Origin of the sequence: Polycladomyces abyssicola, assembly GCF_018326425.1 — a bacterium.
GTDB classification, from domain to species: Bacteria; Bacillota; Bacilli; order Thermoactinomycetales; family JIR-001; genus Polycladomyces; species Polycladomyces abyssicola.
On record NZ_AP024601.1, the window covers coordinates 1,245,074 to 1,262,712 of the forward strand.

Genomic DNA, 17,639 nt, shown 5'->3' on the forward strand with positions numbered 1-17,639 from the left:
TGCAGACTTGCATTGACCCTTTTCTTCTGTTGTTTAGCCGGCGATGGTTTTTTGGTCTGCATTATCCTCTTGATATTGAGGGGGTTGTACCCGGAACATTTTCGTAATGTACATGAGAATAGTGATACCAACTCCAGACCAAATCAAGCCCATAACCAAGGCACTCGTTTGAATGCTGTACCACAAGTAAGCGACGAATGCTGCCCCGGCCAGAGGAGAGATGAGATAACTGAAGAAACCTTTTAGCGTACTGTGTTGCTTCTCTTTCACCACATAATGGGCAATTACGGACAGATTAACAAAAGTGAAAGCGATTAATGCTCCGTAGTTGATAAGTGATGCAGCAGTGTCAAGCTCAATGAACAAGGCGGTCAGACAGACAAAACCGACGATGATCACGTTATACACTGGGGTTCCCCAGCGGGGATGGACATAACCAAACACTTTTTTTGGCAACACACGATCCCGTCCCATCGCATATAACAGGCGAGTTACACTGGCATGGGAAGCGAGTCCGGATGCGAGAGTGCCCATAAACGCGCCTGCCAAGAAAAAGATTTGGAAAATCTTCCCTCCTACAATGAGAGCCATTTCGGGCGAAGGAGCTTCAGGATCATTAAACTTGGACACGTCGGGAAACATGGCTTGTGCGAAGTAAGAAGTGGTGATGAATATGAGTCCGCCAACCATAGCCACCAGGAAAATCCCGCGCGGGATCGTCTTGGTCGGTTCGGGCGTCTCCTCAGACAAAGTGGTCACGGCATCAAACCCCAAGTAAGAGAAGCAAACAATCGATGCACCTGCTAACAGGTGAGAGAAATCCAGATCAGGCTTCACCAGTGGCTGTAAAGTGAAAACACTGCCTGCGCCTTTTCCCGCCAGAAGATCTTGAATAACGAGAGCGATGTAAAGTACTACCACCAGTGTTTGATAAAAGACCAAAAACGTGTTGAAATTGGCAAGGAAGTTGACATTTAAGACATTTAGCACAGTTACTGCGGCCACAAATAAGAGCACCCAGATCCAATCAGGAACTGTGGGAAACAAAGCGTTAAAATAAATTTTTGCTAGCAGTGCGTTTACCATCGGCAGGAAAATATAGTCCAGGAGTGCCGACCAGCCTACCAGAAAACCAAGATGCGGGCTGATTGTTTTTTGCGTGTACGTATAGGCAGAACCTGCATTGGGAAACGCTTTTACCATCTGTCCATAACTGGCCGCCGTAAACAACATGGCGATGAGTCCCACAATATAAGCGGTTGGTGTCAGTCCTCCCGATTCTCCAGATACAATTCCAAACGTGTCGAATACAACCATGGGTGTCATATAACCTACACCGAGGACGACAATTTGCCACAAATTGAGTGATCGTTTCAGTTGTCCGGATTGATTCATTTTTCATTCCTCCTGATGTAAGGAGAGTTAAGATTCTGACAATATTATTCAGCAAATATTATGCCAATTCTCCGATCGAAAAGCATTAGGATTCAAAGCAGAATGAAGATCCTGATGATCATCAGGACTGTTAAAACAAATATACTATTCCGTTTTGGATAGTTTATTCAACCATACATACTCTCCACTTTTGGAAAACTAGGCCCCTTGACGGGTCGTCAGAGCGGATGGTGTCGAGGTTGCTCCGGTTGTTTCAGTTTCGTCGTTTGCACTATGATGGAAGGGGTAGGATTGCAGTGAAAAAGGGGGAAAAGGATGCGCGTCTTGGTAACCGGCGGAACCGGTTTTGTCGGTCGCAATCTGGTTCATCTGTTGCACGATGCGGGTCATGAGGTAACCTTGTTGCACCGCCCGACATCACGGTTGCACGATCTGCCTGACGGCATTCGAAAAGTGCAGGGAGACGTGACGGATGCCGATTCCATCGCAGGCGTCTGCGAAGGGATCGACTGGGTATTCCATGTGGCGGGAGAGGTGAGTTGGGGCCGTTTTGTCCGTCGGGCCATGTCAGATAGCCATGTGATAGGGACGCAAAACATGGTGAATGAGGCGAAACGGGCCGGTGTCCGACGTTTTGTACAAACCAGTTCAGCTGCTGCGGTAGGCCTGCCGGACTCCGAGGAGCCGGTGGATGAAACTTATCCTTTTGACGGCGGACAATTGGATGTGGGGTACGCGATCGCCAAACGGAAAGCCGAGGAGATCGTTCTGCGGGCGGTGGATGACGGATTGCCTGCAGTAGTGGTCAATCCAACCGTGATCTTCGGTATCCGTACATACACGCCCAATTTTGTCGCAGCGGTGGCCAAAGGGCGGCTCACCATTGCGCCTGACGGTGGTGTCAATCTGTGTGACGTGCGGGACGTGGTCCGCGGACATCTCTTGGCGGCGGAAAAGGGACGGATCGGGGAGCGCTACATCTTGGGCGGAACCAATCTCCTCTTTGTGGAGGCGTTTCGCCGCATTGCCCGGTTGGGTGGCTCGGATAGGCCGATCCGTGTGTTGAAGCGGACGGCGGCGATCCCGATCGCGCTGGTTTCCGAATCCCTTTCCTGGATCAACGGTCGGGAGCCCGCATTGGCATGGGATTTGGCCAAACTGACGGGCCGTCGCATCTATTATTCTTCACAAAAGGCGATGCGTGAGCTGGGATACACGATCACTCCGTTTGACGAGGCGATGCGGGAAACAGTTGACTGGTTGATGGGTAACACCAGGGTTGACTAAGGCGTAGGTAATCCGTGAGGGATCAAATGCTTTCCTGGGTGAGCGACTTCTTAGCCCGGACGAGCGGAGACCCGGAAAGCGCAGGAATGAAATCCGGGCAACTTCCTCTAAGCGAAGCGTACTTTGCCCGCGTCCTGCGCACCGGGTCGAAGCGGGCATAACCTCATCCTTGAGGGCGCAGATGGAGCGAGTCGGGAAAGCAATTGGACAGACACGTTCTAATCCCAAAGAAGGGTAGCATATTCCGGTTCCAAGCGAGGGAATTTTGAATTGAGAAAAAACGGATCCAGGAGACGAAACATCGGAGACGGTTTTTAGCAAGACTTTTTCATAAGCTAGAAGGGGCAGTGAAGATGGAAAAGACATGGCGATTGCTGTGGACGGGATACCAAAACGCAGCGGAAAACATGGCGGTGGATGAGGCGATTCTGATCGCGCACAGCGAGGGAAAGGCGCCGCCCACGATCCGCTTTTACGGATGGAACCCCCCGACGCTCTCCATCGGCTATTTTCAGCGGGTGGAAAAAGAGGTGGATCTGGATCGACTGCGTGAGCGCGGTTTGGGGTTTGTTCGGCGACCGACCGGGGGCCGGGCGGTTTTGCATGATCGGGAGTTGACTTACAGCATAATCGTTTCCGAATCATATCCAGGTATCCCTCGCTCGGTGACCCAATCGTACCGGGTGTTCAGCAACGGACTGTTGGAAGGCTTCCGCCAACTCGGTTTGCAGGCGGACATGGTATCGTTGGCGGACGAATCCGAGAAAGAGCGCTTTGCCTCCATGGGATCGGCGGCTTGTTTCGATTCCCCCTCTTGGTACGAACTGGTCGTGGAAGGGCGTAAGGTAGCCGGCAGTGCACAGACGAGACAACGGGGTGTCATTTTGCAACACGGTTCCATTCTGCTCGATCTGGATGTGGACTTGCTGTTCGATGTGCTCCGTTTTCCCTCCGAGCGGGTGAAGGAGCGGATGAAGGCAGGTTTTCTCGAAAAAGCGGTGGCCATCAATCATTTGCGGGAAAACCCCGTCACGATGGAAGAGGCGTTGGAAGCATTTACGCGCGGATTTGAAAAAGGGATGGGAATCCGGCTGTCGCCTGGTGAACTGTCCGCATATGAAGAGACGCTCGTCCAACAACTGGTGGAAACGAGGTACGGTCGGGATGAGTGGAATTTGAAACGCTAAAGCATCATGGATTTGTTGAAGGGTGGCATTCTCTTTGAGCCACCCTTCGAGCATTTTCGGGACAACCATTTATTTCTGTTTTTCGAATACAATTTCACGTTTGATTTTGAGTGAGGAGGGAATAAACCAACGCGAAAACAGCTGAAGGAGGAGAAATCATGTGGACGATTCGCCCTGCCCAAGTAAAGGACGCACGCAAGATCCAGCAACATCTGCACAAGGCGTATCGACCGATCAGGAAGTACGGGTTCAACATGGAAGCGGTGGATGTTTCCGTCAAACGTGTGGAAGAGAGCATTCGCGAAGATGAGTTTTACGTGATCGCAGACGAGGATGACCGTATTTGGGGAACAGTTCGGCTGCAGGACAATGACGAAACAAGGGACACGCTCAGTTGGTTCAGCATCGCCCCGGAGTTGAAAGGACAAGGCTTGGGCAAAATGCTGTTTGAATTTGCACAGGAACGGGCCAAAGAACGGGGACGAAAGAAACTGTATCTCGATACGGCAAAGGATCACCCGTGGCTGCCGGATATGTACCGGCGTTGGGGTTGCAAGGAAATTGGGACGATTCGCTGGCCGGGTCAAAATTTTGACGCCGTTCAGTTTGAGATTGAGCTCTGATCCATCCGTCATCGTTCAATCGAAAGAAAAGCAAAACAGGCGTACAGCGTTTCTATGGAGCCCCTTTTTCTGCCATCGCGGGGAAAGCGGCTCCTTTTTGTTTAGTCGAACAGGAATAAAAATGAATAAATAAGAATTTGATCATTGACAATCATGAACAAAACAGAATAAAATGGAATCCAGATAACGAAATTTCTGAATATAGGGAGTGGTGGTAATGTTCGCGGAGGAGCGTAGGCAAAAAATATGGGAATTGCTTCAAAAGCAGCAAAGAGTGTTGGCCAAAGAGTTGGCCGAGATGTTTGGAGTTTCAGTGGATTCCATACGCAGAGATCTTTCGATCATGGAAGAACAAGGATTGCTCAAAAAAACCCATGGTGGTGCTATTCCGATTCCCAAGGTGCGGACTCTGCCACCGCCACCTGCCATTCGATATGAGAAACCATCACCGCATATCCGTGCCATTGCCAAAATGGCCGCCTCTTATATACAGGAAGGGGATACTGTATTCATTGGCAGTGCGGGCATTCATCATAGCATGCCCCAATATCTTCCGAGAAACAAAACTTTCACGGTAGTGACGCATTCCATCCAAATAGCCGATGCCTTGAGGGAAAATGAATATATTGACACGTATCTGATCGGCGGCAGGGTAAAACCATCCGGGAGCATTACGGATACATTGGCCACCGAGTTTATAGGCCAATTTACCATTGATCTTTGTTTTGCAACCGGCGGTGGAATTTCCGAAAGAGGGATCAGTACGTCTACTCCTGAAGTGGCGGGTTTTGGTCGTGCAGTTGCGGAGGTGTCACGGAGACTCATCGGTTTAGCTCCACATGACAAACTGGGGATTGATTGTTTCGCCAAAATGATTCCGATCCAACGCATCGATCTGGTGATTACAGACGAAGAAGCGGACCAAGATGCTGTTCGGAAATTGACGAATCAGGGAATCAAGGTGATCATGGCGAAAGCAGAGGAGGAAGAAATTCGATGAGCAAGCCGGTTCCTCGGTCTGATTCAGATCGGGAACCGGCTTTGTTGTTGGACGAGGAGCGGGTTATGGCTCAACTATGCACTTGTGACGGTGGACGCCGTTTTCCGCCACTGCTCCGCATGTCGGTGTACCATGTCGACAAACACACGCAAAGCGGGGGACAGCCATTTGTTCTTGTGATACGCCAACTGAGTGAGAACGACCGGCTGATCCTGGTACCATGGGAGCGCGATCAATTTCCCTTCTTTCAGCTCGGTTTCCACCGTGACCCGGGGCAGGTAGGCGATGCCGAGACCCGCCATGACACATTGTTTGATCGCTTCGATGTTCCAAAACTCGATCTCATGAGCAGGATATACGGATTTCATGTCATGTTCAAAACAATGGCGGTAACTGCATCCTTTTTCCGTTTTCAACAGGGTTTCGTGGATCAGGTCCTCGGGATGGACACATGCGCGATCCTTCAACGGGTGTTGGGGTGAGGCGATCAACGCCATCGGTTCGGCCAACAGCGTTTCCACTTGCAGGTCCGGTTCCTCGGCAGGCGGTGCCAGCAGGAAAGCGACATCCAACTCACCAGCACGCAGTTTGGGAGACATTTCCCAGCACTGACTGGGCATCAGCACGATTTGCACATCGGGGTACCGTTCCTTGTATTCACGCATGATGGCCGGTAAACGATAAACCGTCAACGATTCCGGAGCACCGATCGTCAATTTGCCCGCGGGTTGTGAATCATCCGTCACCGCTGATTCGGCCGCTTGGGAGAGTCGCAGGATTTGAGAAGCGTATTCGTACAGCCGTTCACCGGCGGAGGTGAGCACCACTGTTTTACCCAATCGGTCGAACAACGGACGCCCCAGTTCCCGTTCCAGCGACTGAATGTGAGAGGTGATGGTTGATTGCGCGTACCCCAATGCCTCAGCAGCGCGGGTGAATCCGCCCATATCGGCAACGACCTTGAACGTTTTCAAGTGACGCAGTTCCAAGTTTCTCCCCTCCGGTATAATCTATCGGATTTTCCGATCCATATGATCAAAACCATCTATTTTATTAATAACAGACACGGGCGTATAATCAAAGTTGACAAACAGCGATTCCTGTCGAGAGGAAGAAGGGACAATCATGGGTGCGGAGCGCAAACTGGGACCTGTACTGCTCAGCGGCTTGATCATTGGACCGGTGTTGGGTTCGGGCATCATCCTGTTGCCCCCGCTTGTGTATCGAATTGCGGGCGATCAGGCGATTATCGCATGGACCGTAACGATGGGCCTGAGTTTTTTGTTTGCGTATTTGTTCGGGCAGTTGACCATCCGGTATCCCGGTGATGCCGGTATGGCAACGGCTGTGGAAAACGCGTTCGGCCGGCCAATCAAACATTTGGCGGCGCAATTCCTGATCGCGGCCGTATTGGTGGGGCCTGTTGCGGTGATGCTGACTGCTGCTGAGTATCTCAGTGTGTGGCTGGCGGGAGATCGCGGTTACAGCATGATGATCGCTTTTTTCCTGCTGGGAATCTGTTTTACGATCTTGTTGTGGCCGCTCGCGTGGGTGAGCCGCGTCTCTCTGTTGTTATCTTCGTTGGCGGCTGGTACGCTGGTAGTGGGGAGTTTGGCTGCGATTCCCTATTTCCGCAGCGGTTCGTTGTGGCAAACGCCGTTTCACCTTCCCGACTTCGGATATGGTTTGCTCCTGTTGTTCTGGGCGCTGGTCGGTTGGGAAATGATCGGCAACTACAGCTTGGAGGTAAGGGATCTCAGGCGCACGATCCCCCGGGCGATTGCCTACAGCGCCGTCGTGGTGACGCTGGTCAGCTTGGCCGTGGCGGCGGCGACACAGTGGATTGATCCTGCCCGCGTGCCGGAGGCGGGAACACACTCCCTTCGTTTGGCGCTGGTATTAACGCCGCTCTTCGGTCGCGCGACGATGACGGCGATCACTTTACTGACCACGGGGCTGTGCATCAGCACCTATCTATTGGCAGTGGGCAGTGCATCGCGGTTGATTGCATCGCTGGCGGATGAAGGGGCATTGCCCCAATGGATGTCCAAACGGTCGCGACATCGCACGCCGGTGGGCGGACTGACGTTTTTAACCGTCATCCATTTGACAGTGCTGACATTCACGGCATTAGGCTGGCTACATCTGGAGCGGTTGGTCTCTATTGCCGACGCATTTTTTCTGTGCAACGCGTTGCTCGGGATCGTGGCGGCGTTTCGTCTTTTTCGCCAGAAACAAATGAAAACCGTTGCTGTATTGCTGGGATCGGGGTTTGTCATCATATTGGCATTCAGCTCGTGGTGGGTGTTGCTGATGATTGCCGCGATGGGCGGTAATCAACTGTATCGCTCCCGTGCGGAGCGGTTGAAACAACAAACGATGGAGCGGTCATGACATGAACCCGCTACCAATGGGATGATTACTAAAGAGAGAATCGTATGTTGGGCGTCAATTGGGTGATGGAAGAGGGGGATTAATCTGAAGAAACGAAAGTTTCTTTTCTATGCGTTTCTACTTGTTATCACCACAGGGATCATCATGTCAAATATCACTCTTAATAACATCAATAAAACAAGGGAGACCAACCAAACAGAAATTGGTATGAAAATAAGTGCAACATGGCCACATGTTACGGAAAAACAACTTTTAGACTCTGATATCATTGCTCTTGGTGAAGTAAGGAGCATAGAAAAAGAATACACACAACATCGCGATTTGCCTTTTTCCGACTTCCGATTTCATGTCATCCAATATATTAAAGCGCCTAAGAATCAATCTGCTCAAAAAGAATTGACCATTACACAAGACGGTAACAGCAAAGTGGAACTCAGTGGTTTTCCGTTATTAAAAAAGGGTCAAAAATATCTTTTGTATTTAGAGGAAGTTGAATATAAAGGGAAAAATATCTCACTATGGTTGGTGGGCCCGCCGGACAGTTTCTCATCGACAATGATAAAATAAAAAATGTGCATGATAGAGAGTGGACGTCTTTAAACCAATATATGGATGATCTGCAACATCAGCTCAAACCCTAAAGTATAGATCTGAAGTGAAATTGAAATCACCTCAACGGGGTTCGACTCGCGTTCAGTTCCACTTGTAAAATCAAAATGAATTCCAGAGTGAAGGGGATCGCATATGGAGAATTTCACTTTTCACAATCCGACCAAGCTGATCTTCGGAAAAGGGCAATTGTCTGCACTGCGAACCGAATTGGCTGCTTACGGCCAAAATGTGTTGCTCGTCTACGGTGGGGGAAGCATCAAGCGCAATGGCATCTACGAGCGCGTGACGGCCATCCTGCGTGAAATGGGGAAAAACGTGTACGAGCTGTCCGGTGTGGAGCCCAATCCCCGTTTGAGCACGGTGAACAAAGGAATTGAGATCTGCAAACGGGAAAACATCGATTTTCTGTTGGCCGTGGGCGGCGGGAGCGTGATTGACTGTACCAAAGCGATTGCTGTCGGCGCTCACTATGACGGTGACGTGTGGGATATCATCATGCGCCGGGTGAAGGCGACATCAGCCTTGCCGCTCGGCACGGTGCTGACGCATGCTGCGACCGGATCGGAGATGAACAACATCTCGGTCATCACCAACTGGGACACCCAGGATAAAGTGGGCTGGAGCAGTCCCCACGTTTATCCGAAGTTTTCCATCCTCGATCCGACGCATACGTTTACGGTGCCCAAAGAGCAGACGGTATACGGTATTGTCGATATGATGTCGCACGTGCTGGAGCAGTATTTTAGCAAGTCTCCCAACACACCGGTGCTGGAGCGGTTCTGCGAATCCATCCTTCGCACGATTGTGGAGACAGCACCCAAGTTGCTGGAAGATCTCACAAATTACGAGTATCGCGAGACGATCATGTATTGCGGCACTCTGGCATTAAACGGGTTGCTCGCCATGGGCATGGTCGGCGATTGGGGTACTCACCGGATCGAACACGCCGTCTCTGCGGTGTACGACATTCCCCACGGCGGCGGACTGGCCATCCTGTTCCCCAACTGGATGAAATATGTGCTGGATGAAGACGTATCCCGGTTCAAACAGCTGGCCGTCCGCGTTTTTGATGTCGACCCCGCCGGTAAATCTGACCGAGACGTGGCGTTGGAAGGCATCGAGCGTCTGCGCGCATTTTGGGATTCGCTCGGCGCACCTTCCCGCCTCGCTGACTACGGGATCGACGATTCGAAGTTGGAGCTGATGGCGGAAAAAGCGATGATCAAAGGTGAGTTTGGCGGGTTCAAGCGGATGACGAAGGCAGATGTGTTGGAAGTGTTGCGAATGAGTTTGTGATGGGAATGCAAGGAAAAGCGCTCCGTTATGGGGCGCTTTTTTGTTTGCAAAAAGACCATGTCGGCGGCGAAGGATCTTGGCTTTCAGTTGGTTGCACATATCGAGGACATTCATCCCGTGAAGCAAGCTTTCTTTAGTTTGATGAAGAAAATGCATTTGACCCGTAACAAAAGCGGAGCTTTGATCATAAGAATATTTTGTCGATGGGGACATTCGCTGAAGGGATATTTGGCTGATACATCCTTTGGACAATTGATGATCTTCGTTCTGTCCCTTCATGCTAGTTCTTGGTTACGGGAGCTAGCCAAACCAATTCCTTTTAAATAACTGGAGGTTGTGGAAATGGATGAATTCAAAAAAGAAATTGAAAATTTGAGCGTTGACGACGAGTTGATGCAGAGCGAGGTGACGCCTTGGGAATATGAAGGCGAGTACGACCCTGAGTTGGCTCAACGATGTGGCCGAAACTGCGCCAACTGTGTCCGTTGCGGCTTTAATTGCGCCAACTGTGTCCGCTGCGGCTTTAATTGCGCCAACTGTGTCCGCTGCGGCTTTAATTGCGCCAATTGCTTCCGCTGCGCCAACTGTGTCCGTTGTGCCAACTGTGTCCGCTGCGCCAATTGTGTTCGTTGCGCCAATTGTGTCCGCTGCGCCAACTGTGCCCGCTGCGCTCGTTGCGGTAATTGCAGACGTTGATTCCGCGGATCGTTCGCATACGGAGATAGTGGCTGCCTGGGGAAAGAAGTCGCCCCTGCACAGACAAGTTTTTGGGCAGGGGTTCTTCTCTTAAAAAATCAGCTATAAGGGACAAATAGCTACCTGTTCCTTCATGCCAGTTCCTGTTTACGGAGCTGGCCAAACCAATTCTTTTTATAACTGGAGGTTGTAAAAATGGATGATTTCAAAAAAGAAATTAAAAATTTGAGTGTTGACGACGAGTTCGATCAGAGCGAGGTGACGCCTTGGGTAAATGAAGGCGAGCACGATCCTGCTCTGGCTCAACGATGCGGTGGTTGTTTCGGCTGCGGTGGGTTCCGATGCGGTGGTTGTTTCGGCTGCGGTGGGTTCCGATGCGGTGGTTGTTTCGGCTGCGGTGGGTTCCGCTGCGGTGGTGGTTTCTGCGGTGGTGGTTTCTGCGGTGGTGGTTTCTGCGGTGGTGGTTTCTGCGGTGGGTTCCGCTGCGGTGGTTGCGCACGTTGCGGTGGTTGCGCACGTTGCGGTGGTTGCCGAGGTTGATTCCGCGGATCCTTCGCATACGGAAATAGTGCTGCCTAAGGAGAAGAGTGCCCCTGCACAGACAAGTTTTTGGGCTGGCAGGGGCTTTTCAAGGCATGAGGGACAAATAGCAGTACATAAAATACCAGAGTGATGGCGCAGATTTGAGAACAGCTCACGGTAAGGAGGAGCGGCATGACCAGTTTGAACCCTACTATGCGTCTGAAAGTGAAAGCGGACACGTTTTATCTCCCTGATCCAAACGGCGGTGTTTATTTTCGGAACAATTTTGTCTCGTTCCGTATGGAAGGCAGGACGATCGATCAGTGGATTGAAAAACTCATACCGGTGTTCAACGGGGAGTACACGCTGGAAGATATAACAGACGGATTGCCGGACCCATACCGGGAACGGGTGTATGAAATCGCTGAAATGTTGTACCAAAACGGCTTTGTCCGGGATGTGAGCCAAGACCGTCAGCATCAATTGCCGGATGAAATTCTCAAAAAGTATGCATCACAAATTGAATTCTTGGATCATTTGGGCGGATCGGGCGGGTACCGTTTTGAGAGCTATCGTCAGGCCAAAGTTTTGGCGATCGGCTCAGGACCGTTTTTGGTCTCGTTGGTTGCGGCCTTGTTTGAATCCGGATTGCCTCGGTTCCACGTGCTGATCACGGATTCGGTACAGACCAACCGGCAGCGGTTGGCGGAACTGGAGGCACATGCCCGTAAAACGGATCCCGAGGTGGCTTTGGTGGAGGTCACCCCACAGAAGGAGGGGGTGAGTTCCTGGCGGGAGGCTGTGCAGCCATTTCATTCGATTTTGTATGTGTCGCAGGAGGGCGATGTCGAGGAACTACGGGTTCTTCATGCGGTTTGCAGGGAGGAGAAGAAGTTGTTCCTTCCCGCCATGTGTCTAGAGCATGTGGGTGTGGCGGGTCCGCTGGTGCATCCGGACTCTGAGGGATGTTGGGAATCGGCGTGGCGCCGCATACACCATACCGCGCTTCGCAAAGACCCGCAGTTGCACACCTTCTCATCCACAGCGGGAGCGATGTTGGCGAATGTGATCACGTTTGAGTTGTTTAAAACGGTTACGGGTATAAGCGAGTCGGAACGTAACAATACATTCTACCTGCTGAATCTGGAGACGTTGGAAGGAAACTGGCATTCGTTCATACCCCATCCGCTGGTAACCGGGCGTGCAGCAGCCAAATGGGTTCACGATCTCGATCTGCGGCTCGCACGGGATGCGAAGAGAAATGAACCGAATGGATTGCTTCCAACCTTCAGTCTGTTGACATCGGAAGAATCAGGGATATTCCATATTTGGGAGGAAGGGGACCTGAAGCAACTTCCGCTGGCTCAGTGCCGCGTGCAGGCAGCCGATCCGCTGTCGGAGGGACCGGCTAAGCTGTTGCCGGACATTGTCTGTACAGGTCTGACACATGAGGAAGCGCGGCGGGAAGCGGGGCTGGCCGGGATTGAAGCGTATGTGTCGCGTTTGGTCGGGGTGCTCGTCGAGGATGGGATGGTAGAATCGCAGGAATTTGTCGGTGTCGGAGCGGGAGAAACGGTTGCAGAAGGCATTTGTCGTGGATTGCAAAAGTGTCTGGCCGAGGAGCTGAGCAAGCGACAGGCGGATCAGAAGCCTCCTGTCTCTCGTGTGCAGTTGAGTGCAGTAGAAGATGAGCGTTGCCTGATTTATTTGCGGGCATTGACCACAATACAAGGAGCACCGTTGATCGGCTTGGGAGAGGAAGTGTTTGGATTCCCTGTGGTGTGGGTCGGTACGAGCGAATGCTGGTATGGCAGTGTAGGCTTAAATGTGACCATGGCGCTCAGGAAGGCGTTGCAACAGGCACTGCAACAGGCGCTGCAGAAGTCACAAAACCAGGTGACGCGCTACGCGACGGAAGCGTTGGAGGCATATACCGTACTTTTTGAAGGAAAGGTGCCGCAAAATCTGGTGATTCCCGCGTGTGAAGAGACGGTACAATCGGAGACCATGCAATACGCCTTGCAAGTCTTGAAACGGAACCGTAAGCGGCTCTTGTCCTTAGATCTGGCGCTGGAACCGTTTTTGAAAGAGGGACTGGCAGGGGTGTTCGGCGTGTTGTTGCGAGAGGAGGAATCCCGGTGAGTGCTGTCGTGATGGTTGTCGGCGAAGGGTTGTTGGCGGACTTCGTATGTGGAGAATTATCCGCCCAAAACCAGGTCGTTCGTCAAACCGATTGGAAGGCAGGAGTACCGGAAGCGACGAATTTGGCTCTGGTGTTGCACGATACCTGGCATCCCTCCGTTCATCACAAGGCGGAAGAGGTGCTGCAACCAACCGGTATCCCTTGGCTGCGCGGCTTTGTTTCATTTGGCGAGGGCGTGGTCGGGCCGCTGGTTCGCCCGGGTACGCCGGGGTGCTCCCAGTGTGCGGATTGGCGACGTCTCATGGCGGGATTCGACCGCAAGGAGATGTGGGGGCTGCAACAGATGCTGACGGCGAACGGGGGAATGCCACGTGACGCGTGGGCATCGCGAACAGGACTATGGCAGATGGCTCACCTGATCGCAGCGGAGGCACAGAGGGTGTTGCAAGGCAGACGAGCCCACTTGGAAGGACAATTGTTTTTGATCAACCTGAAAACGCTGAAAAACTCACGTCACTTCTTTTTGCCCGATCCGCAGTGTCCGGTTTGTGGTGGATTGCCAGACGATTCACCGACAGCGGCCCGAATTTCCCTGCAACCAAGTCCCAAGATCAATGCCGACAGTTTCCGTTGTCGTTCAATCGATGACCTGAAGGACGTTCTGGTTCAAGATTATCTGGATTCCCGGACTGGCCTTTTGAATGGGAAAATGCATGATCTCATGTCCCCGTTTGCTGATGCGAGTGTAAATTTGCCGTTGTTTACGGAGGATGAGGGAGCAGCAGGTCGGACTCATTCCTATGCAGAAAGCGTGTTGACAGCTATTTTGGAGGGATTGGAACGGTATTGCGGCCTGACACCCCGCGGCAAACGGACAGTGATCCACGACAGTTACCGAAATCTGGCAGATCAAGCGCTCAACCCCGTCAAGGTAGGTGTGCACGCGAAGGAACAGTATGAGCGGCCTGGTTTTCCATTTCAACCGTTTGATCCTGACCGTCCAATCGATTGGGTATGGGGCTATTCGTTATTAGAGGAGCGCCCGATTCTGGTTCCGCAGTTGCTCGCCTATTACAGCTTGGGCTGTGGGGGTGGCTTTGTCTATGAAACTTCCAACGGATGCGCGTTAGGCGGAAGCTTGGAGGAGGCTATATTCTACGGCATCATGGAAGTGTTGGAACGTGATTCATTCCTGATGACTTGGTATGCGCAACTGCCGATCCCACGCCTTGATCCAAGTTCTGCTGACGACCAAGAATTACGGTTGATGATCGACCGTTTGAAGGTGGTGGCGGGATATGATCTGTATCTGTTTAACTCGACGATGGAGCACGGGATTCCAAGCGTTTGGGCGTTGGCGAAAAACAGAAAACAAAATGGAGTGAATCTCATCTGTGCGGCTGGAACTCATCTGGATCCACTACGGGCGGTGAAAAGCGCGATCCACGAATTGGCCGGTATGATGCTGATGCTTGACGAGAAATTTGAGGCGAACCGGGAGAAGGCTGAGCAAATGTTACACGATCCGTTCCTGGTGCAGCAGATGGAGGACCATTCCATGCTGTACAGTTTGCCGCAAGCGGAGGAACGACTGCAATTTTTACTGGATGAAAATCGTCCGTTGCGAACATTTGACGAGGAATTTGAACGAAGTGAAAGGCATGCGGACCTGACCGACGATCTGAAGGATATTCTCCAGGTATTTCGCCGGTTGAACCTGGACGTGATCGTGGTGGACCAGACGACACCGGAACTCAAGCGAAACGGACTGCATTGCGTGAAAGTGTTGATTCCGGGGATGTTGCCGATGACGTTCGGACATCACCTTACGCGCGTGACCGGGCTGGAGAGGGTGCTCCGGGTACCGGTGGAACTCGGGTATGCGAAGCAACCACTGACGGTTGAACAGCTCAATCCGCATCCGCATCCCTTTCCTTAATCCATGCCTGGGAGGAAGAAGGATGAGGCTGGAGGCATTTCTACACAATCTGCATTTTGACATCGACAAGATCCAACCGCCAGACTGGGAGGTGGATTGGGAAGACGCACCGCTTGCGTATAAGCTTTATCGAGGCTTGCCCGTGGTTCCGTTTTCTCTGGAAGTCCCGTTGACACTCAAGGGGCGGGAAGCGCATGTGAAGCCCGACCTTCGCGGAATCGGTCATTTTCTCTGGTACGTATACGGGCTTACTCAATTCTCACCGTCAGTGGATGCCTTGGATTCCTCGGGACAACCGATGGGCCTGACGCAATTGTACCGGCGATTTGTTCCCTCCGGTGGGGCGTTGTATCCAAACGAATGTTACGTGTATCTGAAAATGGAGGATTTGCCTGTCGGGGTGTACCATTATGATGTGGCACATCACCGCTTGGTATTGTTGCGCGAAGGCGATTTCGATTCCTATCTGGCCCGGGCTCTTGGCAATCGCTGTGACATGTCGGCTTGTTTTGGCGCTGTATTTGTGTCGACCATGTTTTGGAAAAATTTCTTTAAATACAATAACTTTGCCTACCGACTGCAAGGTTTGGATGCCGGCGTGCTGATCGGGCAGTTACTGGAAGTGGCGAAACGGTTTGGCTTCGCATCGGGAGTGTACTTTCAGTTTCTTGATCGGGCCGTTAACCATCTGCTCGGGCTGTCCGAACAGGAGGAGAGCGTATATGCGGTGATTCCGCTGTCGGTAGAGCCTGCGATCACTTGGTTTGCTGACGGGAACGACGGAGACGGGGATCTTACTGCCGCCGAGTTGTGCCGGGAGTTGACAGAGGTTCATCATGATCACTATGTTCGGTCGCTGAGGGTCAAGGAACATCCGATGCTGATCAAGATGAACCAAGCATCCATGCTGGAATCAACACGATCGTTTCGACAGATCGCAGGGGAGAAGAATGTCAACCGGAAGGGTCAGGCGGTGGCCCTGCCACATGTAAACCGGTTGTCTTATGATCTGGCGTCGGTCTGCCGGAAGCGGTATTCACCGGGGATGGATTTCGTTTGGAGCAAGGTTAGCCAACTGCAACTGGCCACGCTGCTCAAAGAGGCGACGGCTTCCTTTGTATATCAAAATGATTTGGACGGAGCACAAGAAAAGCCCCAGTCGCGTGTCATACTGTATGGCTGTTTGTATGGTGTTGAAGGCATTCCGGATGGTGCTTACCACTATGACAGTGCTGCTCATGCGTTGCAGTTGGTACGCCTCGGAGATCATCGGTACTGGCTGCAACAGGGGATGTCTATGCACAATGTCAATCTGTTCCAAGTACCGCTCTGCCTACATGTGGCAGGGGACCGAGACCATCTCAAAACGTCACTGGGATACAGAGGATATCGCATCCAACAGATGGAAGCGGGTATGCTCGTGCAGCGTTTACTGCTGGCGGCTTCCGCCATCGGGATGGGAGGGCACCCGCTCCTCGGATTTGATGTGGGCTTGTGTGATGAGATCTACAAGATGGCCCCACAAGAAAGAACCAGCTTGATCCAAATCCCGATGGGTCCCTATCGTCTTGGCTCCCGATGGGCGGGAATTTTGCATGGTTAGGGGAGGCAAGGCATCCCTCTGAAAATCCCATCGTTTTAACGAAAAACATGCAGCCCTCTATAGAGCTGCATGTTTTTCATACCGGCTTACTTCCCTATAAACTCTTGTACCCAGTAGTTTCCGTCTTTTACATAACCTACACCAATATAATTGTAATTTTTATTCAAGATGTTTTCGCGGTGTCCTTTACTGTTCATCCAGTCATTTACCACTTCTTGCGGGGTGGGTTGTCCCATTGCAATATTTTCGCCCGCGGCTTTGTACTGAATGCCGTAATGATTCATCATATCAAACGGGGAGCCGTAGGTAGGACTGTTGTGGTCGAAATAGTTTTTATCGTGCATATCCTTTGCTTTGTCACGTGCCATTTTACTCAATTTCGGGTCCACTTTAAGAGCAGGCAGTCCGTATTTGGCTCGCTCTTTATTGGTAAGGTCAACCACTTGTTTTTCAAATTCACTCAGGGTGTAGCTGGTTTGTTTTTGCCCGGAAGCTGCCGACTGGGAAGATTTTTGTTGTGCGGTTTGATTTGTTGCCGGTTGTTTGTTCGGCTGGGTTTGTTGTGGTTGTTCTATTGCTTGAGTCGGTTGTTGTGGTGAATATTGTTGAATTTGAATTGGCTCATGGATATCTACTTGGATGCCGTATTGCTTCAGGAGTTGGTCAAGATTGATATCCTTCAGAGCTACTTGAATACAGTAACTATAAAAAGACGAGTTTGGCTGAATTGCCGTTCCCGGATCTTGCTTACTTGCAGCAAACGTGGTAAGCGGGCTTATAATGGCCAACGCACCCGCAATTACCAATGAAGTCAAAAAGCGATAATTCTTCACAGAATAACCCTCCTGTTGCAGTTGGCTCAACGATTCCGTTGAACTTTTCTCTTAGAGGATAACATAAGATGATAGTCTATAAAGTAGAAATGGTTGGAAGTTGGTTGAA

15 protein-coding genes are annotated in these 17,639 nt (G+C 51.5%); 11 read left to right on the forward strand and 4 right to left on the reverse strand.

From position 1 onward, the window contains the following. Positions 1-33: 33 nt before the first annotated feature. A complete protein-coding gene (locus KI215_RS06230) occupies positions 34-1,395 on the reverse strand; it encodes an APC family permease (RefSeq protein ID WP_212774687.1) in 1,362 nt (453 codons plus the stop codon). Between the two features lie 315 nt (positions 1,396-1,710). Between KI215_RS06230 and KI215_RS06235 the strand changes: the two genes are divergently transcribed. The 4 genes from KI215_RS06235 (at position 1,711) to KI215_RS06250 (ending at position 5,492) form a co-directional block, all read left to right on the forward strand. Then, a complete protein-coding gene (locus KI215_RS06235) occupies positions 1,711-2,682 on the forward strand; it encodes an NAD-dependent epimerase/dehydratase family protein (protein ID WP_212774688.1) in 972 nt (323 codons plus the stop codon). A 353-nt stretch (positions 2,683-3,035) separates the two neighbouring features. Beyond that, complete coding sequence (locus tag KI215_RS06240; protein ID WP_212774689.1) at positions 3,036-3,869, forward strand: lipoate--protein ligase family protein; 834 nt, start codon at positions 3,036-3,038, stop codon at positions 3,867-3,869. Between the two features lie 158 nt (positions 3,870-4,027). Beyond that, entirely contained in the window at positions 4,028-4,492 is a 465-nt protein-coding gene (locus KI215_RS06245) for a GNAT family N-acetyltransferase (RefSeq protein ID WP_212774690.1), read from the forward strand. 217 nt (positions 4,493-4,709) lie between these two features. After that, entirely contained in the window at positions 4,710-5,492 is a 783-nt protein-coding gene (locus KI215_RS06250; protein ID WP_212774691.1) for a DeoR/GlpR family DNA-binding transcription regulator, read from the forward strand. Positions 5,493-5,566: 74 nt separating this feature from the next. Here the strand turns inward: KI215_RS06250 and KI215_RS06255 are convergent, their stop codons facing one another. Next, positions 5,567-6,481, reverse strand: a complete 915-nt coding sequence (locus KI215_RS06255; RefSeq protein WP_212774692.1) for a LysR family transcriptional regulator — start codon at positions 6,479-6,481, stop codon at positions 5,567-5,569. Between the two features lie 136 nt (positions 6,482-6,617). Between KI215_RS06255 and KI215_RS06260 the strand changes: the two genes are divergently transcribed. The 3 genes from KI215_RS06260 (at position 6,618) to KI215_RS06270 (ending at position 9,794) form a co-directional block, all read left to right on the forward strand. Then, the gene (locus KI215_RS06260) at positions 6,618-7,886 is read left to right on the forward strand and encodes an APC family permease (protein WP_212774693.1); all 1,269 of its coding nucleotides are present in this window, start codon (positions 6,618-6,620) and stop codon (positions 7,884-7,886) included. Positions 7,887-8,030: 144 nt separating this feature from the next. Then, positions 8,031-8,453, forward strand: coding sequence for a hypothetical protein (locus KI215_RS06265; protein ID WP_212774694.1), 423 nt, complete (start codon positions 8,031-8,033; stop codon positions 8,451-8,453). Between the two features lie 177 nt (positions 8,454-8,630). Beyond that, complete coding sequence (locus KI215_RS06270; RefSeq protein ID WP_212774695.1) at positions 8,631-9,794, forward strand: iron-containing alcohol dehydrogenase; 1,164 nt, start codon at positions 8,631-8,633, stop codon at positions 9,792-9,794. A gap of 449 nt (positions 9,795-10,243) precedes the next feature. On the opposite strand, the gene KI215_RS06275 is transcribed toward KI215_RS06270, so the two are convergent. Further along, complete coding sequence (locus KI215_RS06275) at positions 10,244-10,450, reverse strand: hypothetical protein (protein WP_212774696.1); 207 nt, start codon at positions 10,448-10,450, stop codon at positions 10,244-10,246. Positions 10,451-10,685: 235 nt separating this feature from the next. Between KI215_RS06275 and KI215_RS06280 the strand changes: the two genes are divergently transcribed. The 4 genes from KI215_RS06280 (at position 10,686) to KI215_RS06295 (ending at position 16,697) form a co-directional block, all read left to right on the forward strand. After that, entirely contained in the window at positions 10,686-11,030 is a 345-nt protein-coding gene (locus KI215_RS06280) for a heterocycloanthracin/sonorensin family bacteriocin (protein ID WP_212774697.1), read from the forward strand. Positions 11,031-11,204: 174 nt separating this feature from the next. Next, complete coding sequence (locus KI215_RS06285; RefSeq protein WP_212774698.1) at positions 11,205-13,154, forward strand: putative thiazole-containing bacteriocin maturation protein; 1,950 nt, start codon at positions 11,205-11,207, stop codon at positions 13,152-13,154. Further along, positions 13,151-15,094 (forward strand): TOMM precursor leader peptide-binding protein, encoded by a 1,944-nt coding sequence (locus tag KI215_RS06290; protein ID WP_212774699.1) that lies wholly within the window; start codon positions 13,151-13,153, stop codon positions 15,092-15,094. The genes KI215_RS06285 and KI215_RS06290 overlap by 4 nt, the downstream gene beginning before the upstream one ends. A 22-nt stretch (positions 15,095-15,116) precedes the next feature. Next, positions 15,117-16,697 (forward strand): SagB family peptide dehydrogenase, encoded by a 1,581-nt coding sequence (locus KI215_RS06295; RefSeq protein ID WP_212774700.1) that lies wholly within the window; start codon positions 15,117-15,119, stop codon positions 16,695-16,697. A gap of 86 nt (positions 16,698-16,783) precedes the next feature. On the opposite strand, the gene KI215_RS06300 is transcribed toward KI215_RS06295, so the two are convergent. Continuing rightward, the gene (locus KI215_RS06300) at positions 16,784-17,530 is read right to left on the reverse strand and encodes a CAP domain-containing protein (RefSeq protein WP_246512218.1); all 747 of its coding nucleotides are present in this window, start codon (positions 17,528-17,530) and stop codon (positions 16,784-16,786) included. Between the last annotated feature and the right edge of the window lie 109 nt (positions 17,531-17,639).